This is a genomic window from Rhodococcus sp. CH91 (genome assembly GCF_022554085.1).
Lineage (GTDB): Bacteria > Actinomycetota > Actinomycetes > Mycobacteriales > Mycobacteriaceae > Rhodococcus.
On record NZ_JAKFYR010000017.1, the window covers coordinates 21,657 to 44,944 of the forward strand.

Genomic DNA, 23,288 nt, shown 5'->3' on the forward strand with positions numbered 1-23,288 from the left:
ATCGAATTTCCCGGAGGTTCCCATGCCAGCATCGACTGCCGAACCGGCAGAGATCGCACCGACGCCGACCGCCCACGCCCGGCGCACCCCCGACGCCCCGGCGATCATCATGGGTGAGGGCGGCGTGGTCACCTACCGGGAACTCGACGACCGGTCCGCACGGTTCGCGACGTATCTGCGCACCCGGGGGCTGACCGTCGGCGACCACATCGCCATCCTCGTCGACAACTCGCCCGCCTTCCTCGAAGTCGCCTGGGCCGCCCAGCGCTCGGGGCTGTACTACACGGCGATCAACCGGCACCTGCGTACGTCCGAGGTCCAGTACATCCTCGACGATTCCGGCGCGGCCGCCCTGATCACCACCGCCTCGATGTCCGATGTCATCGACGGTCTCGACTCGGCGGCGATCCGCATCCGGGTGTCCACGGACGGCACGCTCCCCGGCTTCGACGACTACGACTCGATCCTGGCCGCCCACACGCCGCTACCGCTCGCCGAGTCCGTCGAGGGCCGCGAGATGCTGTACTCGTCGGGAACCACGGGCCGCCCCAAAGGAGTTCGCAAGCCGCTCCCGGGAAGCCCCTTCGGCGACCCCGCCTCGGCGCCGGCGCTCATCGCCCGAGGCATCGCCGCCCGCGGGATCACCGCCGGCAGTGTGTATCTCTCTCCGGCCCCGCTGTACCACGGCTCTCCCCTGGTGTTCTGCATGTCGGCACAGCGTCTCGGTGCCACGGTGGTCGTGATGGAACGATTCGATCCGCTCCGGTGCCTCGAACTGATCGAGCGCCATCGCGTGACCTACGCGCAGTTCGTCCCGACGATGTTCGTGCGGATGCTCAAACTCACCGACGACGAGCGCGCGCGTCACGACCTGTCGTCCTTGAAGGAGGTCACCCACGGTGCAGCGCCGTGTCCGGTGTCCGTGAAGCACCGGATGATCGAGTGGATGGGCCCGATCATCCACGAATACTATTCCGGCACCGAAGATGTCGGTGCGACCCAGATCTCGTCGGCCGAATGGCTCACGCACCCGGGCTCGGTGGGCCGGCCCATGCAGGAATGCCACATCGTCGGCGAGGACGGAGAGGAACTCCCGCCCGGCGAGGTCGGGGTCGTCTATTTCGCCGGAGGACGTCCCTTCGAGTACCACAACGACCCGGAGAAGACGGCCGGGGTCACCCATCCGAAGGGCTGGCGGACACTCGGAGACATGGGCTATCTGGACGAGGACGGATATCTCTACCTCACCGACCGTCAGGCCCTGATGATCATCTCGGGTGGAGTGAACATCTACCCGCAGGAAACCGAGAACGTCCTCATCGGGCATCCCGCGGTACTCGACGTCGCGGTCATCGGAGTACCCGACGAGGACATGGGCGAGGCGGTGAAGGCGGTCGTGCAATTGGTCGATCCCGACACCGCCTCCGGCGCCCTGGCGGCGGAGTTGCTGGACTACTGCCGTCGCGCACTCGCCGCCTACAAGTGCCCGCGCAGCGTCGACTTCGTCCGCGATCTCCCCCGGGACCCGAACGGCAAGCTCTACAAACGGCACATCCGGGAGCAGTACTGGGAGGGGCGCGACACGACACGCACGCGGCTCGTCCAGGGCTGATCGGACCGAGCGCAACGACGTCGATGCCGTACGACTCCCCCGTGCCGACGCCGGGCTCCGGTCAGGTCGGCGTGCCTGCGCGCGCGGTGACCCAGATGGTGATCTCGGCGTGCACGACCTCGGCTCCGGAGGCGTCCCGCAGGCTCACCGGCACCGTGACCTCGAGTCCGTCCCCGACCTGCGCGAAGTCGGGGATAGCGTCGAGCTCCGCCACCGCACGTAGACCGCTCGTCGCCTTCGCGAGGTAGCGGGTGGTCATCGCCTTCGGAATCCAGCGGTGCGTCGTCGGCACCGTCGCTTCTGCGAGCAGGCCCATCGCGGTCTCGGCGAGGTTGCACGCCGCTATCGCGTGGAAGGTCCCGAGATGGTTGTGGACGCCCCACCATTTCGGTGCCCGCACTTCGCATCGGCCCGGTTCGAGGTGGACGACGCGCGGCAACACGGTCGCGAAGTAGGGCACGCGCAGGCACATGCCCACCGAGAAGAGTGCCGAACCGACCGGATTGCGCGGCAAGCGTGTCCAGGCCCGATAGGTGGGTGTGATCGCGAGGTCCATCACCACACCCTACTCGGCGGTAAGTTATCCGGTGCCGGCGGTCAGGTGCCGCAGAAGGTCCGGAAGGTTTCGCTGAACGACCTCGGCGCGGGAGAGGCGAACTCGGCCCATTCGTCGCGAGGTGCGAACGGATGGGTGACGACCTCGAGGAGCGTGTCGAACGGAGCGAGATCACCGGAGGTCGCGGCACGCAGTGCCGCATCGACCTGGTGGTTGCGCGGGATGTACAGCGGATTGACGCGATCCATCGCATCCGCCGCCTCCCGGGGATCCCGACCGGCCGCTCCCAGCGCGGCGCGCCACCGTTCGAGCCACGGCGCGAGATGCTCGCGGGGCACGGCTCCCTCCGATGATGTCGCGCCGGAGCGGAGTTCGTCGGCGAGCGCGCGGAAGAGACCGGTCCAGTCGGCGCCGTACTCGCCCGCCAGCGTCAGCAGGTCGTCCACCAGTGGCCGCTCGACCGTTGCGCCGGCGAGGCCGAGTTTCGCCGCCATCCCCGTTGTGAAGTGGCTTTCGTACCGCTCGTCGAAGCTGTCGAGGACGGCGGTGACCGCCGCGATCGCATCGTTCGGATTCGAATCGACCAGTGTCAACAGGGTCTCCGCGAAGCGAGCCAGATTCCACTTCAGCACTGCAGGTTGGTTGCCGAAGGCGTACCGGCCGCTCTGATCGATGGAGCTGAAGACCGCGGACGGATCGAACGTATCGAGGAAGGCGCACGGACCGTAATCGATCGTCTCCCCCGAGATCGTCGTGTTGTCGGTGTTCATCACACCGTGCACGAAACCCACGAGCATCCACTGCGCCACCAAGGCGGCCTGCGCTTCCACGACGGCCGCGAAGAACGCCAGATACCGGTTCCCTTCACCTTCCTCCGGTAGCTCCGCCAGTTCCGGATAGTGCCGAGCGATCGCGTAGTCGGCGAGCGAGCGCAGCAAGCCCCGCTGACGAACCGCGAACTCGAAGGTGCCCACCCGCAGATGACTCGCCGCGACGCGTGCGAGCACCGCGCCGGGCTCGATACCGTTGCGATAGACCTTCCGGCCGGTCGCCACCACCGACAGCGCCCGCGTGGTGGGGATGCCGAGAGCATGCATCGCCTCGCTGACGAGGTACTCGCGGAGCATCGGACCGACCACCGCGAAACCGTCGCCGCCACGCGAGAACGGGGTGGGACCCGAACCCTTGAGGTGCAGATCGGTTCGCCGGGCGTCGTCGCTCACGAGTTCGCCGAGGAGCAACGCCCGGCCGTCCCCGAGGAGCGGGGAGAAGCCACCGAACTGGTGACCGGCATACGCCATCGCGACCGGCTTCGCCCCGGCCGGCACGGCCGCACCTGCCAGAACAGCGACGCCGTCGTCACTGCGCAGAGCCGCGACGTCGAGCCCGAGCGTCCGGGCGAGCTCGTCGTTGAGCACGAGCAACCGCGGGTCGGGTACCTCCGCACCCTGCCAGGGCACGGCCAGGGCACCCACCTCGTCGACGAAGGTGCTTTCGAGACCGGACACCGCGGTGCTCGTGCCTACTGGGAAATCCGGGATCGCAGTCATCACACGAGCCTAGACCGTGCCCGACGTGCGACTCCCTCGGCAGACCTCACCGAAAGGCGACTTTCACAGCGCTGACCTGGGGCGACGTCGGCTGCGACATTCAAGCCTTGCGCGCTCGCACCTTGCGGTACGGAGTCTCGTCGATACGAGTGGTGATCTCGGCGACCATCTTGTCGTACGACTCGCTCTTGCGGGCGATGCCGATGAGGCGCTTGGTGGTGCGCGCAGCGGCGCGGAGGTTCATCGGGCGACCTTCGATGCCGTACATCAGGCGTGCCCACTCCGGCAGGATCGACAGCATGCCGTCCTGCACGACGACGAAGGTGAACACCTTCACCGGATTGCCACGCAGGCTCGGCTTGCGGAGGGCCTGCGTCACCTCGGCAGCCGCGAGCGACAGGGACAGCCAGTGGCGTTGCTCATCGACGTATGCCTCGAGGTCGGCGCGGGTCGCGGGCAGGCGGGCGGGGTCTGCGCCGACGAGTTCCGCGGCGATGTGCTGCTCGACGACAAAAGCGTCCTGCTCGGCCGGGGTCAGGTCGAGACCGAAGGCCTCCGCGCCGCGCAGCAGGGCGAACGCGAGTGCGTTGTGGGTCCAGTCCAGCCACGCGGGCTCGTCGGCGCGCAGCGTGGTGCCGGTGTGCGGGTCGTCCCAGACCGCGTGCGCGTGCATGCGGCGCACCGACGCGGCGGCGGCATCCGCATGGGCCTTGTCACCGAACATGACCGTGTCGAGATAGCGGCCGGTGCGCTCGTCCCGCCCCTTCGGATCGGCATATGCGGCCGACGCGTGCTCGAACAACCGCATCATGCCGGGGTTGAGCGCCTGCAGCAGGAGACCCGCCATGCCGGCGACACGGGAGGACGGGTCGGCGTACACCTTCCACGAGACGGAACCCGGGCCGAAATAGCCGTCGTCTTCACGGGGGGCGTTCTGGGCGGGTCGGGGGGTGGTCGTGGTCACGTGCGGGACTCCTTCTCGGCACCGGGATGTGCATTCATGTGGATGTTATTGCGCTGCGCCGCATCACGCGCGCCAACTCGCTCGGCCCTGCCCGAGGCGTGAACTGTCCGTGCCGCGCAGAACCGCGCTTCCGGACCACCCTCGGCCCTCCGCTCAGCCGCGATCCCCGACGATCGCGGTCACCCGAATTTCGACCCGCATCTTCGGCGCACCCAGGGCCGTCACACCGACCTCCGTCCAGATCGGCGCTCGCGCACCCATCCTCGTGCGGAACTGCTCCACCATCACCCGGTTGTGATCGTCACCGATGGAATCATCGGCAGTGGGCACGTGATACGAGTTCACCGCGATCACGTCCCGCCACGACGCGCCGGCGAGTGCGAGGGTGCGCTCGACGTTCTCGAAGGCCTGCACGATCTCGTCCTCCAACGCCTCGGGGAAGTTCCAGTCGTCGTCCCACCCGCCCTGCCCCGAGGTCTCCACCCGGTTGCCCACTCGTACGGCCTGGTTGTAATGCATCTTCTCGAGCTGCGTGTCGCCGTACCCCGGGGTGGCGAAGAATTCCGGCTCGCTCATGTCGTTCCCTTCGTTGACTTCATGTGTGAAGTGAACATACACGGGATGACTTCACGCGTAAAGTAAATCCTGCGATCGGTATAGTTCGCCCATGGGTAACACCGCCACCCCCCACCCGGACAAGGACACCAGCGAGACCGAGTGGCTGACCGCCGACGAGAAGGAAGCCTGGACCGGCCTGGTCTCACTGATCCTGCTGTTGCCCGGCCGCTTGGAATCACCACTGCAGCAGGAAGCCGGACTGACCCTCTTCGAATACCTGGCACTGAGCCACATCTCCGAAGCACCCCGACGACGCATCCGGATGAGCGAACTGGCCTACCTCGCCAACGGCTCGCTGTCACGACTGTCCAACGTCGTCAAACGATTCGAGCAACGCGGCTGGGCACAACGTTCACCCGACCCCGACGACGGCCGCTACACCCTCGTCGCCCTCACCGACACCGGCTACGAGGTGGTCGTCGAGGCCGCCCCGATCCATCTCCGCACCGTGCGGAAGTTCGCACTCGACCCGCTCTCCGCGACCGACAGAAAGGCACTGGCCCGTATCGCAGCGAAGCTGCGGGTGCGCCCGGCCGACATGGAATGAACGCTCCGCTCTCGGAGATGCCCGGCCGCTCGTTCGGTTGACTGCGCTGCTCAGGCCGACACCGCGGGGTGCTGTATATGCGCGCGGTTCGATGTAGTTTGAGCGGGAGTTCGGTGGATCGAGGTGCTCGGGGGGAGCGTGCGAGACGGTGGCCGAAGCGGACGCTACGACGGATGGCGGAAAATCTACGCCCTCAACGGAACTGCAGGCGGCTGCACGGAGCACGGTCGATCACCACCCAGCCGGGCCGGTCACCGTGACGAGGAGAGTCGAGGCACGACGACGGAGCCTGCCCCGGCCCCGTTTCCCTTCCAGCAGAACGGAGTTCCCGGAGTGACTGTCAAGATAGGAGCAGTGACCGGGCCGAATACGTCGGCGGTCCAGTACGGCGTCGGAGGTACGGATCTGGGCATAGCTCGTCGCCTGCCCAACGGACGCCAGGCGGTCGTCCTGGGTGACACCTTCGACCAGATGAGTGTCGGTGGCCCGGGGTGGCGGTCCCCGGTAATACTGCTCACGGATGAACAGTCCCCCGCGGCATACGCCAACGGTCTGACATTCCACGGAGCCGTCGGCGGCTCCTACGCCCGCCAGTTGTGGCCGTACAACCATGACAGGGCACCGTGGACCAATGGCGGATTCTCCACGGTCCTGCCGTCGGACCTTCTGGTCATCGGTTCCCGCATCTACCTGTTCGTCACGGTCTGCCGGTCCCTCTCGGAGGTTCTCTGGACGGAGATCCAGTATTCCGACGACAACGGTCAGAGCTGGGTTCACGCAGGCCCCGCCGGACAACGTCCATGGCATCACGAGGGCGCATTCCAGATGGGCATCACCTGGGAACTCGGGCCCGATGGCTGGGTCTACATCATGGGAAACAAGTGGTTGGTGGACGGCGGCTCCAACGTTCATCTGTACCGGTGCCGCCCCCACGAGGTGGCGGACCGCTCCACGTGGTCCGGCTGGGGGTGGAACGGGACGGACTGGGGATGGAACCGGGCGTGTTCGGACATCTTCCCGGCGGGAACCAAGGTCCGGGAGATGAACCTCCGCGTGGTCCAAGGTCAATGGCTCCTCACCTATACCCAGACCGCCCCGGACATCCGCGTGGACGTGAAGGGCCTTCGCAACGGGCCGACCTCCCATATCGGGAACGCTCCGACCACAACCGTGGTCCGCCACGTGGCACATGACATCGAGCATCAGGACCGCAACAACACTCTGGCCCAGTGCTACGGCGGGTACGTCCTCGAAGGCTCGACGCTGGACGAGCTCTACGTCCTGGTCTCCCAATGGGACACCCGCGACGACTGGCCCTACCAGATCAACCTCTACCGGCACACGGTCCACGCCGACATCCCACGTCCGGAACCGCCCGCCCCGGACCCGACACTGGAGGAGCTCGTGGACGAGAACTACCTCCTGTCGCGAGCCATCCTGGCCACGGTGTCCGGGAACACGGCGGACCTCCCCACCGCGCCGGCGGCGGAGACATTCGACGTGGCGACGGACACCAACACCGCATTGTGGCGTCTCGCCCGAGCCGTAGGTGCGAACACGGGAGGAATCTGACCCGCCGCTGTCGAAGCCCGGCCCGCGGCTCGGATGACAGACGGGGCATCATTTCGCCACCCAGCGGGTATCCGCTCCCGTGCACCTCGACCCGGGCGCCCCTCGCCGTGCCACCCGGCGGATCCAGGTCGGCGACGTTGTTGCCCACCTCGGTGACGCCGTGCGTGCGCGGCCTTCCGGTGGGCACGACCGAGCCGTGACCGGGGTGAGTGACGATTCCCGCGCGGTGCGGCCCGGCGACCTCTATGCGGCGTTTCCGGGACACCGATTCCACGGTCTCGACTTCGAGGACGAAGCGGTCTCCCGCGGCGCCGCCGCGGTGCTCAGTGACCGCCCCTCCCATGCCTTGCCGACTGTCATCGTCGACAACCCCCGCCGCTGGGTGGGCCCGTTGGCGTCCTGGATTCACGGCCATCCCTCGCACGACCTGCAGATCCACGGCATCACGGGCACCAACGGCAAGACGAGCGCGACCTACCTCCTCGACACCGCTCTCGCCGCCGACGGCGTCGTCACAGGCATGATCGGCGGCGTCGTCGTCCGCGGCCCCGAGAGCACCCGGCCCGCTACCCGCACCACACCCGAAGCTGCAGTCGTCCACCGGACGCTCGCAGAGTTCCGGGACCAGGGGGTGCGGGCGGTGGCGATGGAGGTCTCGTCACACGCGATCAGTCTGGGTCGAGTCGACGGGGTGCGGTTCCGTACGGCCGCGTTCACCAATCTCGGACCCGATCATCTCGATTTCCACCACACGATGGAACGGTATTTCGCGGCCAAGGCGGCATTGTTCGCCTCCGACCGCACGCAGACCGCCGTGGTCAATATCGACGACGACTACGGCAGGAGGCTGGCCACTGCGGCGGAGGTTCCGGTCTGGACGCACTCGACGCGTGATGCAGGTGCCGATGTGTACGCGGACTCGATTCGGTGCGACGTCCACGGCACGACCTTCACCGTGCACACTCCGACCGGGCGCGCGACGGTGCGGCTGGCGCTGCTCGGTCCCCATCAGGTGGCCAATGCACTGACGGCGCTGACCTCGGTGGCCGCTGCGGGCGGCGACGTCCTGCGGGCCGCGGCGGGCCTGGAGGCGCTGGCCTGTGTACCCGGCCGCCTCGAGCGCGTCGACTCCGGCCGGGACGTCCTCGCCCTGGTGGATTACATGCACAACACGTCCGGACAACGCGAACTGCTGCCCTTCCTCCGCTCACTGGCAGGTGAGCGACGACTGGTTCTCGTCATCAGCGCGACGGGGGAACGTGACCCCGGCAAGCGTTTTCCGCTCGGCCACACCGCGGCGTCCTATGCCGACGTCGTGGTGGTCACCGACGACAGTCCGTATTCCGAAGAACCTCGTGTTCTCAGGGAGGCGGTCGCCGAGGGCGCGTATGCCGCGCGCGGCGCCCGGGTCGTCGTCGAGGGCGACCGTCGACGAGCGTTCGAGATCGCCGCTTCCTGCGCCGGGCCCGGTGACGTCGTCGTTGCGGCGGGCCGAGGTTGCGAACCGCGCCTGGTCTCCGGGAACACGACGATCCAGTTCGACGACCGCGACGAACTGCGTCGAGCGCTGCGCCGGGAATAGCGGTGGCAGTGCGCGACGAAAGGTGCACGCTCGCTGTATGTTCAGCGCGCGAGCACTGCCGTGGCGGTGGTTACCGCGGCCTGTAGATCGTCGTTGCCCAACGGATCGCGGACTTCAGTTGGCTCTCACCGATCTCGAAGGCCTCGTCGACGTCCGGCTCCACCGGCACGCACGGGCAGTAACCGTTGGCGGGGCCGGCGTAGGTGGAGATGACGGACCCGTCGTCGACCACGAACACGTCGGGGTAGATCTCGCAGGCGTCCCGAACCGATCCGCCGGTCGCGATCGCCACGGTGACGTATCGAGTGAGCACATCTCGTCGTTACGCTTCGGTGCGTCGCGACGAGATGTGCTCACTCGGAGCAGGATTCAGCGCAGCGGCACGCCCAGCAGCGCGTCGACCGCGTCGGCGAACAGGCCGGGCGCCGACGTGTCGTCGCCGCCCCGCTCGACGGCGAACGTCGCCCAGCCGTCCAGCGCGTCGAGGGCCTTGGGGGTGTCGAGATCGTCGGCGAGGTGCTGGCGCAGGCGCGCGACCACGTCCTCGGCAGACGCCGCCGACGACAGCGCGGCCGCCTGACGCCACAGCGCCAGACGCGCTTGCGCCTGCTCGAGTACCTCGGCCGTCCACGGACGGTCGGCGCGGTAGTGGCCCGACAGCAGGCCGAGGCGGATCGCGGCCGGGTCGACACCCTCGGCGCGGAGCTTGGAGACGAACACCAGGTTGCCGCGCGACTTGGACATCTTCTCGCCGTCGAGGCCGATCATGCCGGTGTGCACGTAGTGCCGGGCGAAGCGCCGGTCGCCGGTGACGGCCTCGGCGTGCGCGGCGGAGAACTCGTGGTGCGGGAAGATCAGGTCGCTGCCGCCGCCCTGCACGTCGAAGCCGGACCCGATGCGGTTGAGGGCGATCGCCGCGCACTCGATGTGCCAGCCGGGACGGCCGTCGCCGAAGGGTGAGGGCCAGGCCGGCTCGCCGGGACGCTGTGCACGCCACAGCAACGCGTCGAGCGGGTTGCGCTTACCCGGACGATCCGGATCGCCACCGCGCTCGGCGAAGAACCGCATCATCGTGTCGTGGTCGTAGCCGGACTCGTAGCCGAACTGCTCGGTGGCGTCGATCCGGAAGTACACGTCGGGATATTCGGCGTCGTCGACGATGTAGGCCGCCCCGGAGGCGACGAGCTTCTCGACGAGCTCGACGACCTCGTTCACCGATTCGACGGCACCGATGTAGTCGCGCGGGGGCAGCACACGCAGTGCTTCCATGTCCTCGCGGAACAGGGCGGTCTCGCGCATGCCGAGCACCATCCAGTCCTCGCCGTCGCGCTCGGCCCGCTCGAAGAGCGGATCGTCGACGTCGGTGACGTTCTGGACGTAGTGCACGTCGTGGCCGGCATCGCGCCAGATGCGGTTGACGAGATCGAAGGTCAGATAGGTGGCGGCATGGCCGAGATGCGTCGCGTCGTACGGGGTGATGCCGCACACGTACATCGTCGCGGTGGCACCCGGGACGACCGGGCGCACAGCGCGGTCCGCGGTGTCGAACAACCGCAGCGGAGGCCCCTGGCCGGGGACGGACGGGATCGCGACGTCGGACCAAGATTGCATGCCTACGAGCCTAGTGGAGCCCCGGCACTGCTCCACGCGGGCACCCGATCGTTCCGGCGGCCGCGACGACGGCTCAGAAGGCCGGCCAGGGAATGCGCCGGTCCCCACGCGGATACGGCATCACCGGATGTTCGAGCAGCGCGGTGATCCGGCGTTGCAGTGCACGGACCTCGGCGTCGGTGATGTACTCGCGCAACTCGTCGGCGAATCCGTCGTCGAAACGGCGCAGCAGCTTGTCGAGGTCGGTCAGCAGGCCGGGGTCGACGGGCTCGCCGCTCCATCCCCACAGCACGGTGCGCAGTTTGTCGTGCTGGTGCAGGCAGATGCCGTGATCGACACCGTAGACGTGGCCGTCGAGCCCTTCGAGGACGTGCCCGCCCTTGCGGTCGGCGTTGTTGAGTACGACGTCGAGCACCGCCATGCGCTGCAGTCGGGGGTCGTCGGCGTGCACGAGCACCACCTCGTCGCCGCCGAGATCGCGGGCACGCAGGATCGGTAACCAGCCCTCCGCGACCGCACCGGCCGGGCACAGATCCACCAGGTCGAGCCGTTCCGACTCATCTTCGGCGGACTCGCGGGTGTCGATCCAGCGCTGCACCATCCCGGGGCCGTAGGGACCGTCGCGCAGCACCGTGAGCGGAACGACCCCCCAGCCGAGGGCCTCGTCGATCAGGAACGACGCGACCTCGCGACCGGCGAGGGTTCCGTCGGGGAAGTCCCACAGGGGCCGCTCCCCGCGGATCGGCTTGTAGACACAGCGGACGGTGGTTTCGCCGAGCCCGGCGTCGCACACCAGGGTGGCGTTGCTCGCGTGCACGATCCGGCCGACGACGGTGAGTTCGCCGTCGGTGAGCACGGTACGCACGTCGGCGGCCGTCACCTCGTCAGTTCTCCTCGCCGAACCACGAGGCGGGATCGAATCCGGGCGTGCGCAGATAACCGTTGGTACGGATGCAGATGTGTCCCTCGGCGCCGATCGGCTCGCCGCACAGCGGGCACGGTGCGCGCCCGGCCGAGACGACGAGTTCCGAACGCGCCGCGAACTCCCGGGCCTGCGCCGGGGTCAGGAAGACCCGCACGGCGTCGGGGCCTTCCTCGGTGTCGTCGAGGACGACGGATTCGTCGAGTTCGGTCTCGGTGACGGCGAGCAGTTCGACCACCACGGTGCCGGCATCGGCGTCCCAGCCCAGCCCCATCGTGCCGACGCGGAACTCGGCCTCGATCGGCGTGACCAGGGGGCTGACGTCGACATCCGGCTCGTCGGGGATCGCGGTCCCGAACCTGCGCTGTACCTCTTCGAGCAGCAACCCCATCCGATCGGCCAGGATCTGCACCTGTTGCTTCTCCAGAATCACGCTCACCACACGGGACTCGTGCACGGCCTGCAGGTAGAACACCCGGTCGCCCGGTTCACCGACAGTGCCGGCGACGAACCGGTCCGGTGTTCGAAACACGTGTATCGCGCGGGCCATCACACCTCCTCGAGTCCCCACACTCTGCCATGCCGGTCACTGTCATTATCCGCGCGCCGTCTCCTGCCCGTCGTCCTGCGGCCGGCCGCCGGCGTCCCCGACCGCGCCGGGGACCTCTCCCCCGGGAACGGACTTGGGTGCCGCCGGACCCGCGAGACCGGACAGGTCCGAACCGGTGTCGTTCACGCGGAGCACGAACGGCCGCGTGTCGGTGTAGCGGACGACGCTGATCGAGGCCGGCTCGGCGACGATCCGCTGGAAACCGTCGAGATGCGTCGCCAGCGCGTCCGCGAGGATCGATTTGATGACATCGCCGTGACTGCACGCGACCCACACGACGTCCTTGCCGTGCGCCGCATGCAGGCGACGGTCGTGTTCGCGGATGGCGGCGACCGCCCGCGACTGCACCTGCGCCAGGCCTTCGCCCTCGGGGAAGACCGCCGCGGAGGCGTGCTGCTGCACGACCGACCACAGCGGTTCCTTCACGAGCTCCTTCAGTTCTCGCCCGGTCCACTGCCCGTAGTCGACCTCGGCGAGCCGCTCGTCGACGACCGGTTCGAGTCCGCGATCAGCGGCCAGCGGTTGCACCGTCTGGCTGCATCGCAGCAGCGGTGACCGCACGATCTCGGTGATCTCGAGCCCGGCGAACCGGGCCACGAGGTTCTTCGCCTGGACGTGCCCGAGCTCGTCGAGTTCGACACCGGGGGTGCGGCCGGCCAGCACGTGCGAGGTGTTCGCCGTCGACCGCCCGTGCCGCAGCAGGATGACCGTCATGTGCCCAGACTAGAGGCACAGCCCGCGGGCAGCCTGTCAGGTGGGAGAGACCACTCCGGCAGCGAGCAGCGCCATCACGACGAGGCCGAGGATCACGCGGTACCCGACGAACCAGTACATCGAGTGGTTGACGACGAAGCGCAACAGCCAGGCGATCGCCGCGTAACCGACACCGAAGGCGATCAGGGTCGCGACGAGCAGCTGCGAACCGGACGCGTTGAGCCCCTCACCGACCGGTTCGAAGGCGTCGGGGAGGCTGAACAGACCGGAGGCCACGACCGCCGGGATCGCCAGCAGGAACGAATAGCGCGCGGCGGCTTCCCGGGTGAGCCCGAGGAACAGGCCGGCGGAGATGGTGCCGCCGGAGCGGGAGACACCGGGGATCAGCGCCAGCGCCTGCGCCGAACCCATGATCAGACCGTCCTTGAGGGTGAGCTGACTCACGTCGCGTCGCTGCTTGCCGAAGTACTCGGCGGCGGCGATGACGAGCGAGAACACGATGAGCATGGTGGCCACGAGCCACAGATTGCGGGCGACCGTGCGGATGTCGTCCTTGAACAGCACACCGAGGATGCCGATCGGGATGGTGCCGAGGATGACGTACCAGCCCATCTTGTAGTCGTGATCGGAGCGATGCTCGCGGTGGAAGAGTCCCCGGAACCAGGCTCGCGTGATTCGCGCGATGTCGCGGGCGAAGTACACCAGCACGGCTGCTTCGGTGCCCAGCTGGGTGACCGCGGTGAAGGAGGCACCGGCGTCTTCTCCGAAGAAGATCTCGGACACGATCCGCATGTGTCCCGACGAGGAGATCGGCAGGAATTCCGTGAGCCCCTGCACGATTCCGAGAACGATCGTCTGCAGCCAGGTCATCGAGTCGCCGATCACGAGACGACTCCGGGGAGGGCGGCCGCGGGGCGGGCGGGACGGCTGACGCGGATACAGGGAGCGATTCTCACTCGCCGAAGGGTACGTGCTGAGCGGCCGGTCGGCGCGCCGGACAGTGCGGGGGGGCGGAGCGCATTAGGGTGCAGTACCGGGGTCGTGGCCGAGCGCGGCGACGTCCCTTCGTGTCGGGAGGAAACGCAGACGGTTATGGAATACAGGACAGTCGGTGCGAGCGGCCTGCGAGTATCGCGGCTCGGTCTGGGCACCTTGACGTGGGGACGCGGAACGGACGGCGACGAGGCCGCAGCCCAGTTGTCGGCCTTCGTCGACGTGGGAGGGACGCTGGTCGACACCTCCCCCGCCTACGGGGACGGGGTCGCGCAGCGGATCCTCGCGGAGTTGCTCGACGATGTGGTGCCCCGGGACCGCCTGGTGTTGTCCGGCAGTTCCGGCATCGACACCACCACCCTCGGTTCCGGACGGGTCGACTGTTCCCGGTCCGGCCTGCTCCGCCAGCTCGATGCGAGCCTGCGCGAGCTCGGCACCGATCACCTCGACGTCTGGCAGGTCGCGACGTGGGATCCGCACACCCCCGTCGACGAGGTGATGGATGCCCTCGACTTCGCCGTCACCAGCGGACGCGTGCGGTACGTGGGGGTGCGCGGCTATCTGGGCTGGCAGCTCGCGACGGCTGCTGCGGCGGCGCGCCGGCCTGCGCCGCTGGTCAGCGCGCAGGTCGAGTACTCGCTGCTAGCGCGCGGTGTGGAGGACGAATTGATTCCCGCGGCCGCCCATCACGGTGTCGGCATCTTCGCGGCGGTGCCGCTGGCCGGCGGTGTGCTCACCGGCAAGTACCGGTCGGGGGTGCCGGCGGATTCGCGCGGCGCCGACGATGTGCACGCCGAGGAGGTACGCCGCTATCTCACCGAATCCTCGGTGCGGGTGGTCGATGCGGTGGCCACGGCCGCGGACGGTCTGGGCACCTCTCCCCTCGCGGTAGCGCTCGCCTGGGTGCGGGATCGCCCGCACGTGGCGTCGACGCTCGTGGGAGCGCGGGATCTCGCCCAGCTGACCGGGGTGCTGGTCGCGGAAGAGCTGGCGCTCCCACCGGCCATCGCCGCAGCGCTCGACGACGTGAGTGCGTGATCTCGGCTACGCCGTCCTCGCCCTGCCGCTTTCTCGAAGGTTAGGCTAGCCTGCCGAGTACATTCGGTACAGGCAACGTGAGGAGGTCGGTCGATGTCCACGACCGAAGTCGTCGGATTCGCCGAACGCATCCGGCTCGAGACACAGCAGGCGCACAGCGCCACCGAGAACGCGCTGTTCGTCTCGGAACTTCTCGGTGGGAAGCTGTCGCCGGCGGCGCACGCCGAACTCGCGGCGCAGACCTGGTTCGTCTACGACAGCCTCGAACGGATCGGCCGCAGCTACACCGACGATCCCATCGTCGGGCCCTTCCTCAGCGACGAACTGCTCCGCACCGGCGCACTCGAAGCCGATCTCGCCTTCCTGATCGGACCCGACTGGCGAGCACGTATCGCCCCGCTCCCGGCGACCGTCGCCTACGTCGAACGGCTCGAACAGGTCGCCGCGAGCTCCCCGGAAGCTTTCCTCGCCCACCACTATCTGCGCTATCTCGGCGACCTGTCCGGCGGCCAGATCATCCGCCGCATGCTCGAGCGCGCCTACGGTTACGAACGCGACGGTCTACGCTTCTACATCTTCGACGAGATCCCGAAGCCGAAACCGTTCAAGGACGCCTACCGGGCGAAGCTCGACGCCGCACCCCTCGACGGCGACCAGCAACAGGCCGTGATCGACGAGGCGAATCTGGTGTACGGCCTCAACGGTGCCCTGTTCGACGATCTCGCTCGCGACATCGAACGCTATCGGATGCGTGCCTGACCGATGTTCCGCTCCGTCCTCCGCTTCCCGGCAGTGCTCGTGGTCGTGCTGAGCATTCTGTTCGTCGGCGCATGCAGCGCTCCGACAACCGACGAGACGGCCACCACCGATGTCGTCACCGGTCCGCGCACCGCGGTGGTCGACGACGAACCGCGCCCCGTCACCACCGACCCGGCCCCGGCCCTGCCGGTCACCGTCCGAGGCGTCGACGGTGTCGAGACCACGATCACCGACGTCTCCCGGATCGTGGTGGCCGACCGATCCGGCACTCTCGCTCAGACGGTGTATTCCCTCGGACTCGGCGACCGTCTCGTCGGCCGCTCCACTCCGTCCTTCCCCGCCATCGAGGACGTTCCGAACGTCACACCGGGTGGGCACGGGCTCAACGCCGAAGCGATCCTCGCCCTGAATCCCACCGTCGTGCTCACCGATACCTCCATCGGGCCGCTGGCGGTCCAGGAACAGATCCGCGCGACCGGAGTGCCGGTGGTCTTCGTCGACCCGGACCGTTCGCTCGAGACGGTCGCCCCCGACATCGAGATGGTCGCGGCGGCTCTCGGCGTCCCGGACGAAGGGAGCGCGCTCGCGCAACGCACCCTCGACGAGATCGCCGCGGCCCAGGACGCGATCCCCGCCGACCATCCCGAACCGACCGTCGCCTTCCTCTATCTGCGCGGGTCCGCGATCAAGATGCTCGGTGGTCCCGGTTCCGGGGCCGATGCGCTGATCACCGCGGCCGGGGGCCGCGATGCGGGCGTGCTCGCCGGGCTGGACGCGCAGTTCGTGCCGATCACCAGTGAAGCGATGATCGCCTCGGCGCCCGACATCATCCTCGTCATGACGCACAGCCTCGAGTCGGTCGGCGGCCCCGACGGCCTCGCACAGCTCCCCGGCGTGGCGCAGACGCCCGCCGGGAAGACGGGCACCATCGTGGACATGGACGACTCGACTCTGCTGAGCTTCGGACCGCAGACCGGCCAGGTCCTCGCCGCCCTGGTCGAGGCGTTCTATCCCCCGGCCGTCTCGTGATCGCCGGATGGCCGTGAGCGACGTCACCGAATCCACCGGCCTGCCCGAGCAGGCACTGAAGAAGGCCGGACGGGGGCGGACCACCGCCGTTTTCGTCGGTCTCGTCGTCGCCCTGCTCGTGCTGGCTGTCGTCTCGGCCTGCCTCGGTCAGGTGCCCACGAGTCCCGCGGAAGTGGTGGGCAGCCTGCTGCACCGGATGGGCCTGGATCTGGGACCGCTGCCGGCCCACCCTGCCGGGGAGGTGACCCTGTGGGAAGTGCGCTTCCCCCGCGTCGTGCTCGCCATGCTCGTCGGTGCCGCGCTCGGATGTTCCGGGGCGCTGTTGCAGGGCATCTTCGCCAATCCCCTCGCCGAACCCGGCGTGATCGGTGTGTCCGCCGGTGCCGCCGTCGGCGCGTCCGCGGTGATCGTGCTCGGCGGTGCCTTCGCCGCGGGCTGGGCGCTCGCCGGCGCCGCGCTCGTCTCGGGCCTGCTCACCACGGTGATGGTCTACCTGCTGTCCCGGTCCAACGGTCGCACCGAGGTCGTCACCGTCATCCTCACCGGTGTCGCCGTCAACGCCGTCGCCGGTGGTCTCATCGCGCTCTTCACCTTCGTCGCGAGTCCCGCCGCCCGCGACCAGATCGTGTTCTGGCAGCTCGGCAGTCTCGGCGGTGCCACCTGGCAGATCGTCGCGGTCGTGGCCCCGCTGACCCTCGCCGGGGTGCTCGTCGCAGCCCTGCTCGCTCCGAAACTCGACCTGCTCGCCCTCGGGGAGAGCGTCGCCCGGCATCTGGGCGTGGACGTCGAACGCGTCCGGCAACTGGCGATCCTGGCGGTGGCCGTCCTGGTCAGCGGGGCGACCGCCTTCACCGGCATCATCATGTTCGTCGGCCTGGTCGTGCCGCATCTGATGCGGCTCGTGCTCGGCCCGGCGCATCGGGTGCTGGTCGCCGCGAGTGTGCTCGCCGGTGCCGTCGTGCTGCTCGCCGCCGATCTCGGTGCGCGCACCCTCGTCGAGAACGCGGACCTGCCGCTCGGCATGATCACCTCGCTGATCGGCGGTCCGGTCTTCTTCTTGATGCTGCGCCGCACCCGGGCGAAGCAGGGCGGGTGGGCATGAGGCTTCTGCCCCGCTCCCTCCGGCCGTCCGCGAGCACCGTGCCCGCCCGGTCGGCGCCGGGCACCACGACGATGCGCACGACCGGCGTGCGACTGCACCGCGGCGAACGCGAGATCCTGCACGGCGTCGACTTCGAGGTCCGCACCGGGGAGGTGGTCGCGCTCGTCGGCCCCAACGGTGCCGGTAAGTCCACCCTGCTCGCGGCGCTGTCCGGCGACCATCCGATCAGCGCCGGGCTCGTCGAGATCGACGGCTGGCCCCTCGACAGCTGGTCGACGGTCGCCCTTGCGCGACGCCGCGCCGTGCTGCCCCAGCAACACACCGTGGGCTTCCCTTTCACCGCCCGCCAGGTCGTGCAGATGGGTCGTGCGGCCTGGGCGCGCACCCCACGACAGGACGACGACGAGCGCATCGTCGCCGACGCGTTCGCGACCTGCGATGTCACCCAACTCGCGGACCGGCCGTTCCCGGCCCTGTCCGGTGGCGAGCGAGCCCGTGTCGCGCTCGCCCGCGTGCTCGCGCAGGACACCGAGACACTGCTGCTCGACGAACCGACCGCGGCGCTGGACCTCGGCCACCAGGAAGCGGTCATGCAGGTTGTGCGTGCCCGCGCCGACGCCGGGCACGCCGTGGTGGTCGTGCTGCACGATCTCGGTCTCGCCGCCGCCTTCGCCGACCGCATCTGCGTGCTCGACCAGGGGAGCATCGTCGCGGACGGCCGGCCCGGTGACGTCCTCACCGAGGAACTCCTCGGGCGTGTCTACCGGTATCCGGTCACGATCGGCCGGCATCCCGAAACCGGCACACCGCTCGTGCTCCCCCGCCGCCCGGCGCGCGACACATCCGCCCCGGCACAAGGCTGAGCAGCAGATCACATCCCGGAGCCGAGCACCGATCCCCCTGTTCGTCCGCAGCCGGCATCAGGAACACTGAGAGTCGGCGCGCCGACGACAGGATCGTCCGGCGGATGCGAGTCGAAACCGAGGACGAGGAGCGATAACGATGGGCAGAGCGGGGATCCGAGCGATCACGATGATGAGCGCGATCGCGTTGGTCACCCTGGCCGGTTGCTCGTCCGAGAACACCCCGGACGTGCTCCAGACCATCGAACCCGCCACCCCCGCGGCCGCACCCGAGGTGGGTCCCTCCCCCGCCGGTGAGGTCCGCCCGCTCGACCTCGAGGTCGATGCTCTGGCGGTCGAACCGGCCACGGGCACCTTCGCCGCCCTCGTCGACGACGGCGCGCGCGTGGCCCTGTTCGACGACCTCGACGCCGCGCCGCGCCTGGTGGACCTGCCGTCCCCCGCCGCGACCGTCGTGGCCGGGCCGGACGGCACCGTCCTCGCCCCGGCAACGGGCGCGGTCGTGCGGATCGACGCCGCCGACGGCGGTCTCACCGAGGTGCCCGTCGACGGTACCGCCCGATCCGTGGCCGTGCTGTCCGACGGCAGGTGGGCCGTCGGCACGGACGACGGTCGTGTGCTGACCGTCGATCCCGAATCGGGCGAGGTGGGCAGCACGGTCGGTGGCCTCGCTTCGGTCGACGCCCTCGCCGTCACCGGTGACGCGGTCGCGGCCCTGGACCGCCGGCAGACCTCCCTGACCGAACTCGATCTCGCCGATGCGCACCTCGGTCCCGCGCTGCGCGTCGGGGAAGGCGCGACCCACCTGGTCACCGATCCGTTCGGGCGGGTGATGGTCACCGACACCGCGGGCGACGAACTGCTCGTCTACACCCTCGACACGATCGTGCTGCGACAGCGCTATCCGGTCGGGCCGGCGCCGTACGCTGTGACCTACGACGAGACACGGGATCTGGTCTGGGTGACTCTGACCGGCAGCAACGAGGTCGTGGGCTACGATCTTTCGACCGGGATCCCGCAGGAGCGCTACCGCTTCGCAACGGTGCGGCAACCGAACTCGATCGCCGTCGATCCGGTCGACGACGCTCTGGTGATCGCATCGGCCACCGGTGACGGTCTGCAACGGATCCCGATCGAAGGATAGAAATGGCGAACGAGCGACTCGGCCGGTTCACCCGGTTACCCGCCGACTGGGACACCAGTAACGACGAGTACGAGTACGTGCCGCTGAAGCTTCCCCGGGATGTCTCCCGGGTCAGCGCTTCCCTGCGGCTGGCGATCTCCGCGGAGTTCCACGGCTGGGAACTCACCCGCGTGCGCCTGTACCCGGACGGAAGTCGCCGAGTGCTGCTCCGGCGTCGCAAGACGTCCCATTACGTCCCCGAACCCACTGTCCGCTGATCACACCCGGGCCACACACGCCCGGATCGCAGGGAGTTGTCCGTGTACCGCTTCGTCCTTCGGCTCATGTTCCTGTTGTCGCCGGAACGCGCTCACCATCTCGCATTTCTGGCGATGCGCTGGGTGACCCGTTTCGAGCCGGTGCGGAGGCTGGTGTCGAAGGTTCTCGTCGTCGACGACCCGGTGCTGCGCACCTCGGTCTTCGGAGTGGAATTCCCGAACCCGGTCGGTCTGGCCGCGGGCTTCGACAAGGACGCGACCGGGGTGGACGTGTGGGGTCCGCTGGGCTTCGGATTCGCCGAGATCGGGACGGTCACCGCCCAGGCGCAGCCGGGTAACCCCGCGCCGCGTCTGTTCCGCCTGCCCGAGGACCGGGCGATCGTGAACCGGATGGGCTTCAACAATCACGGTGCCGGGGAGGCCGCCAACCGGTTGCGGCAGCGTCGTCGCACGGTGCCGATCGGGGCGAACATCGGCAAGACCAAGGTGGTGCCCGCCGAGCAGGCGGCGCAGGACTACACCGACAGCGCCCGGCTCCTCGGGCCGCTCGCGGACTTCGTGGTCGTCAACGTCTCGTCGCCGAACACGCCGGGACTGCGCGACCTGCAGGCCGTGGAGTCGCTGCGGCCGATCCTCGCCGCGGTTCTCGACACCGTGACGGTGCCGGTGCTGGTGAAGATCGCACCCGATCTGTCCGACGAGGACATCGACGCGGTGGCGGATCTGGCGCTCGAACTGCGTCTGGCAGGCATCGTGGCCACCAACACCACAATCGCCCGCGAGGGTTTGCGCACCCCTCGCGCCCGGATCGACGAGATCGGCGCGGGCGGGTTGTCCGGTGCGCCGGTGGCGGCCCGGTCGCTCGAGGTGCTGCGCCGACTGCGCGCCCGGGTCGGTGACCGGCTCGTGCTGGTCTCGGTCGGGGGAATCGAAACTCCGGAACAGGCGTGGGAACGCATCCTCGCCGGGGCCTCGCTGGTGCAGGGCTACACCGGATTCATCTACGGCGGCCCGTTCTGGGCCCGCCGCCTCAACAAGGGCATCGCCCGCAAGGTGCGCGCGCACGGCTACCGGTCGGTCGCCGAGGCGGTGGGTGCCTCCGCTCGCGTGTGACCACCGGCGTGGGGTCCGAACCGCGGTCCGGACCCCACCCACGTCCTAGCGGACCTCGTAGGTGCCGGTCAGCAGCCCCCGGGCGATGGCGTGCCCGAAGACGTTGAATCCGAGGAAGGCCGGGCTCGAGTCGGGCGTCACACCGTCGAGTGTGTCCACGTCGAGTGCGTGCACCGCGACGATGTAGCGGTGGTGACCGTGGCCGGCCGGCGGAGCGGCACCGATGAATCCGTGACCACCGCCGTCGTTGCGTAGGGTCACCGCCTGCTCCGGAAGCGCGTCCGAGTCTGCCGTTCCGGCACCCGCCGGCAGCTCCGTCACGTCCGCGGGGATGTTCGCGACCGCCCAGTGCCAGAAACCCGACGCGGTCGGCGCGTCCGGATCGAACACCGTGACGACGAAGCTCTTCGTCTCGGCGGGGAAACCGGACCAGGACAACTGCGGGGAGACGTCACCGCCCCCGGGGATGCCGAACGCACCGCTGGCCTGCGGAAGCTTCCATTCCTCGCCGTCGGCGAAGTCCGCACTGGTCACCTCGAAGGTGGGCAGTGAGGGCAGGAACTCGTACGGGTCGTAATCGAAGGCCATGCCGGTCCTTTCGTGCTCGGGGTCAACTACTTCAGGCGTGCATGAGGAAGTGTTCCATGACACGCGTGCCGAAGCGCAGTGCGTCGACCGGGACACGCTCGTCCACTCCGTGGAACAGGGCCGCGAAGTCCAGTTCGGGAGGCAGTTGCAGCGGCGCGAAGCCGAAGCACCGGATACCGAGTTTCGCGAACGCCTTCGCGTCCGTCCCGCCGGAGAGCATGTAGGGCACGGTGCGCCCGATCGGGTCGTGCGCGAGGATCGCGGCGTTCATCGCGTCGACGAGATCACCGTCGAAGGTGGTCTCGTAGGAATCCAGGCTGGTGATCCATTCGCGGGTCACGTCCGGGCCGATCAGTTCGTCCACGGTGCGTTCGAACTCGGCGCGCCGGCCCGGCAGGATGCGACAGTCGACGACGGCATGGGCGGTCTGCGGGATGACATTGGCCTTGTACCCGGCGTCGAGCATGGTGGGGTTGGCGGTGTCGCGCAGTGTGGCGCCGACGATCCGCGCGATCGAACCGAGCTTGGCCAGAGTGCCGTCCAGATCCGGCGAGGCAGGATCGAAATCGAGGCCGGTCTCCTCCCCCACCGCGGTGAGAAATTCCGCCACCGAATCGCTGACGACGAGCGGGAAGGTGTGGGTGCCCAGGCGGGCGACCGCCTGCGCGAGGATCGTCACGGCATTGTCCTCGTGGAGGAACGAGCCGTGCCCGGCGCGGGCCTTCGCGGTCAGCCGCATCCAGGCCATGCCCTTCTCCGCGGTCTCGACCATGTAGAGGCGACGTTCGGTGCCGTCGGGCCGTGGAACGGTCAGCGAGAAGCCGCCGACCTCTCCCACCGCTTCGGTCACACCCTCGAACAGGTCCGGGCGGTGTTCGACGAGCCACTGGGAACCGAACTTGCCGCCGGCTTCCTCGTCGGCGACGAAGGCGAAGACCAGATCCCGCGGCGGCACGATGTTCGCGGCCTTGAAGTACCGCGCGACGGCGATCATCATGCCGACCATGTCCTTCATGTCGACCGCACCGCGTCCCCACACGTAGCCGTCCTCGACGGCCCCGGAGAAGGGGTGCACGCTCCAGTCGGCGGCCTCGGCGGGCACCACGTCGAGGTGCCCGTGCAGCATCAGCGCGCCCCGGCCGGGGTCCGCGCCGGGCAGGCGGGCGAAGACGTTGCCGCGACCCGGGGCGCCGGATTCGACGTAGGTGGTCTCGTAGCCGACCTCCTCGAGCACGGAGGCGACCCACTCGGCGCACTCGCGTTCGCCGCGGGTGGTGGCGGGATCACCGGTGTTCGAGGTGTCGAACCGGATGAGGCGAGAGACGAGGTCGACGACCTCGTCCTCCGGGCGAGAGGGTCGATGGGCGCTCGTGTGTGTGGCCATGGCTGCATTCCTACCACCCCTGCGGATGCGGATCACCGCAGGTGAAGGTGGCGATTTGGGACGGTGGGCGCGGTGGGTTACTCTTTCACAGCACCCAGGAACAGCGGGTGCGAGCACAAGTCCGAGTGGCGGAATGGCAGACGCGCTAGCTTGAGGTGCT

24 protein-coding genes are annotated in these 23,288 nt (G+C 68.8%); 12 read left to right on the forward strand and 12 right to left on the reverse strand.

From position 1 onward, the window contains the following. The first annotated feature begins 22 nt into the window (after nt 1-22). Nucleotides 23-1,612, forward strand: a complete 1,590-nt coding sequence (locus tag MOM01_RS21995; protein WP_277610103.1) for an acyl-CoA synthetase — start codon at nt 23-25, stop codon at nt 1,610-1,612. 61 nt (nt 1,613-1,673) lie between these two features. On the opposite strand, the gene MOM01_RS22000 is transcribed toward MOM01_RS21995, so the two are convergent. From MOM01_RS22000 to MOM01_RS22015, 4 genes are all read right to left on the reverse strand, one after another. Further along, on the reverse strand, nt 1,674-2,168 hold the full coding sequence (locus MOM01_RS22000) for a hotdog fold domain-containing protein (RefSeq protein WP_241387573.1): 495 nt from the start codon (nt 2,166-2,168) through the stop codon (nt 1,674-1,676). A gap of 41 nt (nt 2,169-2,209) precedes the next feature. Then, on the reverse strand, nt 2,210-3,718 hold the full coding sequence (locus MOM01_RS22005; RefSeq protein WP_241387574.1) for a protein adenylyltransferase SelO: 1,509 nt from the start codon (nt 3,716-3,718) through the stop codon (nt 2,210-2,212). A 100-nt stretch (nt 3,719-3,818) separates the two neighbouring features. Further along, nucleotides 3,819-4,682 carry an oxygenase MpaB family protein gene (locus tag MOM01_RS22010; RefSeq protein WP_241387575.1) on the reverse strand — a complete coding sequence of 288 codons (864 nt, stop codon included), beginning with the start codon at nt 4,680-4,682 and terminating at the stop codon, nt 3,819-3,821. A gap of 153 nt (nt 4,683-4,835) precedes the next feature. Continuing rightward, complete coding sequence (locus MOM01_RS22015; RefSeq protein WP_241387576.1) at nt 4,836-5,258, reverse strand: Rid family hydrolase; 423 nt, start codon at nt 5,256-5,258, stop codon at nt 4,836-4,838. Nucleotides 5,259-5,349: 91 nt separating this feature from the next. Between MOM01_RS22015 and MOM01_RS22020 the strand changes: the two genes are divergently transcribed. From MOM01_RS22020 to MOM01_RS22030, 3 genes are all read left to right on the forward strand, one after another. Continuing rightward, complete coding sequence (locus tag MOM01_RS22020) at nt 5,350-5,847, forward strand: MarR family winged helix-turn-helix transcriptional regulator (protein ID WP_241387577.1); 498 nt, start codon at nt 5,350-5,352, stop codon at nt 5,845-5,847. A gap of 333 nt (nt 5,848-6,180) precedes the next feature. Further along, complete coding sequence (locus tag MOM01_RS22025) at nt 6,181-7,419, forward strand: DUF4185 domain-containing protein (RefSeq protein WP_241387578.1); 1,239 nt, start codon at nt 6,181-6,183, stop codon at nt 7,417-7,419. Nucleotides 7,420-7,498: 79 nt separating this feature from the next. After that, nucleotides 7,499-9,001: a UDP-N-acetylmuramoyl-L-alanyl-D-glutamate--2,6-diaminopimelate ligase gene (locus MOM01_RS22030; protein ID WP_374112359.1), complete on the forward strand. Its 1,503-nt coding sequence runs from the start codon at nt 7,499-7,501 to the stop codon at nt 8,999-9,001. 70 nt (nt 9,002-9,071) lie between these two features. On the opposite strand, the gene MOM01_RS22035 is transcribed toward MOM01_RS22030, so the two are convergent. The 6 genes from MOM01_RS22035 to MOM01_RS22060 form a co-directional block, all read right to left on the reverse strand. Continuing rightward, nucleotides 9,072-9,314 (reverse strand): hypothetical protein, encoded by a 243-nt coding sequence (locus tag MOM01_RS22035; protein WP_241387580.1) that lies wholly within the window; start codon nt 9,312-9,314, stop codon nt 9,072-9,074. Nucleotides 9,315-9,370: 56 nt separating this feature from the next. Further along, entirely contained in the window at nt 9,371-10,612 is a 1,242-nt protein-coding gene (gene mshC, locus MOM01_RS22040) for a cysteine--1-D-myo-inosityl 2-amino-2-deoxy-alpha-D-glucopyranoside ligase (RefSeq protein WP_241387581.1), read from the reverse strand. Between the two features lie 73 nt (nt 10,613-10,685). Beyond that, the gene (locus MOM01_RS22045; RefSeq protein WP_241387582.1) at nt 10,686-11,492 is read right to left on the reverse strand and encodes an SCO1664 family protein; all 807 of its coding nucleotides are present in this window, start codon (nt 11,490-11,492) and stop codon (nt 10,686-10,688) included. Nucleotides 11,493-11,496: 4 nt separating this feature from the next. Continuing rightward, nucleotides 11,497-12,084: a DUF3090 domain-containing protein gene (locus tag MOM01_RS22050; protein WP_241387583.1), complete on the reverse strand. Its 588-nt coding sequence runs from the start codon at nt 12,082-12,084 to the stop codon at nt 11,497-11,499. A gap of 45 nt (nt 12,085-12,129) precedes the next feature. After that, complete coding sequence (locus MOM01_RS22055) at nt 12,130-12,858, reverse strand: histidine phosphatase family protein (RefSeq protein ID WP_241387584.1); 729 nt, start codon at nt 12,856-12,858, stop codon at nt 12,130-12,132. A 36-nt stretch (nt 12,859-12,894) separates the two neighbouring features. Then, nucleotides 12,895-13,740, reverse strand: coding sequence for an undecaprenyl-diphosphate phosphatase (locus MOM01_RS22060; protein WP_241387595.1), 846 nt, complete (start codon nt 13,738-13,740; stop codon nt 12,895-12,897). A gap of 210 nt (nt 13,741-13,950) precedes the next feature. Here MOM01_RS22060 and MOM01_RS22065 point away from each other — a divergent pair, with 210 nt between their 5' ends. The 8 genes from MOM01_RS22065 to MOM01_RS22100 all read left to right on the forward strand — a co-directional run bounded on the left by MOM01_RS22065 (nt 13,951) and on the right by MOM01_RS22100 (nt 21,156). Beyond that, nucleotides 13,951-14,889 carry an aldo/keto reductase gene (locus MOM01_RS22065; protein WP_241387585.1) on the forward strand — a complete coding sequence of 313 codons (939 nt, stop codon included), beginning with the start codon at nt 13,951-13,953 and terminating at the stop codon, nt 14,887-14,889. 93 nt (nt 14,890-14,982) lie between these two features. After that, entirely contained in the window at nt 14,983-15,648 is a 666-nt protein-coding gene (locus MOM01_RS22070; RefSeq protein ID WP_241387586.1) for a biliverdin-producing heme oxygenase, read from the forward strand. 3 nt (nt 15,649-15,651) lie between these two features. Next, on the forward strand, nt 15,652-16,677 hold the full coding sequence (locus MOM01_RS22075; protein WP_241387587.1) for a heme/hemin ABC transporter substrate-binding protein: 1,026 nt from the start codon (nt 15,652-15,654) through the stop codon (nt 16,675-16,677). A gap of 7 nt (nt 16,678-16,684) precedes the next feature. Continuing rightward, nucleotides 16,685-17,779 (forward strand): FecCD family ABC transporter permease, encoded by a 1,095-nt coding sequence (locus MOM01_RS22080; RefSeq protein WP_241387588.1) that lies wholly within the window; start codon nt 16,685-16,687, stop codon nt 17,777-17,779. Then, on the forward strand, nt 17,776-18,642 hold the full coding sequence (locus tag MOM01_RS22085) for a heme ABC transporter ATP-binding protein (protein ID WP_374112360.1): 867 nt from the start codon (nt 17,776-17,778) through the stop codon (nt 18,640-18,642). Before MOM01_RS22080 ends, MOM01_RS22085 begins: the two co-directional genes overlap by 4 nt. A gap of 139 nt (nt 18,643-18,781) precedes the next feature. Beyond that, complete coding sequence (locus MOM01_RS22090; protein WP_241387589.1) at nt 18,782-19,786, forward strand: hypothetical protein; 1,005 nt, start codon at nt 18,782-18,784, stop codon at nt 19,784-19,786. Nucleotides 19,787-19,788: 2 nt separating this feature from the next. Continuing rightward, nucleotides 19,789-20,043, forward strand: coding sequence for a DUF5703 family protein (locus tag MOM01_RS22095; RefSeq protein WP_241387590.1), 255 nt, complete (start codon nt 19,789-19,791; stop codon nt 20,041-20,043). 42 nt (nt 20,044-20,085) lie between these two features. Continuing rightward, nucleotides 20,086-21,156: a quinone-dependent dihydroorotate dehydrogenase gene (locus MOM01_RS22100; protein ID WP_241387591.1), complete on the forward strand. Its 1,071-nt coding sequence runs from the start codon at nt 20,086-20,088 to the stop codon at nt 21,154-21,156. A 45-nt stretch (nt 21,157-21,201) separates the two neighbouring features. On the opposite strand, the gene MOM01_RS22105 is transcribed toward MOM01_RS22100, so the two are convergent. Together MOM01_RS22105 and MOM01_RS22110 are read right to left on the reverse strand one after the other, a co-directional pair. After that, nucleotides 21,202-21,744: a YbhB/YbcL family Raf kinase inhibitor-like protein gene (locus MOM01_RS22105; protein ID WP_241387592.1), complete on the reverse strand. Its 543-nt coding sequence runs from the start codon at nt 21,742-21,744 to the stop codon at nt 21,202-21,204. 31 nt (nt 21,745-21,775) lie between these two features. Next, nucleotides 21,776-23,128 (reverse strand): M20/M25/M40 family metallo-hydrolase, encoded by a 1,353-nt coding sequence (locus tag MOM01_RS22110; RefSeq protein WP_241387593.1) that lies wholly within the window; start codon nt 23,126-23,128, stop codon nt 21,776-21,778. Nucleotides 23,129-23,288: the final 160 nt, after the last annotated feature.

Coding starts and splice junctions, on each gene's coding strand:
- MOM01_RS21995 (WP_277610103.1), top strand. CDS start 23: ATGCCAGCATCGACTGCCGAACCGGCAGAGATCGCACCGACGCCGACC.
- MOM01_RS22000 (WP_241387573.1), bottom strand. CDS start 2,168: ATGGACCTCGCGATCACACCCACCTATCGGGCCTGGACACGCTTGCCG.
- MOM01_RS22005 (WP_241387574.1), bottom strand. CDS start 3,718: ATGACTGCGATCCCGGATTTCCCAGTAGGCACGAGCACCGCGGTGTCC.
- MOM01_RS22015 (WP_241387576.1), bottom strand. CDS start 5,258: ATGAGCGAGCCGGAATTCTTCGCCACCCCGGGGTACGGCGACACGCAG.
- MOM01_RS22020 (WP_241387577.1), top strand. CDS start 5,350: ATGGGTAACACCGCCACCCCCCACCCGGACAAGGACACCAGCGAGACC.
- mshC (WP_241387581.1), bottom strand. CDS start 10,612: ATGCAATCTTGGTCCGACGTCGCGATCCCGTCCGTCCCCGGCCAGGGG.
- MOM01_RS22050 (WP_241387583.1), bottom strand. CDS start 12,084: ATGGCCCGCGCGATACACGTGTTTCGAACACCGGACCGGTTCGTCGCC.
- MOM01_RS22055 (WP_241387584.1), bottom strand. CDS start 12,858: ATGACGGTCATCCTGCTGCGGCACGGGCGGTCGACGGCGAACACCTCG.
- MOM01_RS22065 (WP_241387585.1), top strand. CDS start 13,951: ATGGAATACAGGACAGTCGGTGCGAGCGGCCTGCGAGTATCGCGGCTC.
- MOM01_RS22070 (WP_241387586.1), top strand. CDS start 14,983: ATGTCCACGACCGAAGTCGTCGGATTCGCCGAACGCATCCGGCTCGAG.
- MOM01_RS22075 (WP_241387587.1), top strand. CDS start 15,652: ATGTTCCGCTCCGTCCTCCGCTTCCCGGCAGTGCTCGTGGTCGTGCTG.
- MOM01_RS22080 (WP_241387588.1), top strand. CDS start 16,685: ATGGCCGTGAGCGACGTCACCGAATCCACCGGCCTGCCCGAGCAGGCA.
- MOM01_RS22085 (WP_374112360.1), top strand. CDS start 17,776: ATGAGGCTTCTGCCCCGCTCCCTCCGGCCGTCCGCGAGCACCGTGCCC.
- MOM01_RS22090 (WP_241387589.1), top strand. CDS start 18,782: ATGGGCAGAGCGGGGATCCGAGCGATCACGATGATGAGCGCGATCGCG.
- MOM01_RS22095 (WP_241387590.1), top strand. CDS start 19,789: ATGGCGAACGAGCGACTCGGCCGGTTCACCCGGTTACCCGCCGACTGG.
- MOM01_RS22105 (WP_241387592.1), bottom strand. CDS start 21,744: ATGGCCTTCGATTACGACCCGTACGAGTTCCTGCCCTCACTGCCCACC.
- MOM01_RS22110 (WP_241387593.1), bottom strand. CDS start 23,128: ATGGCCACACACACGAGCGCCCATCGACCCTCTCGCCCGGAGGACGAG.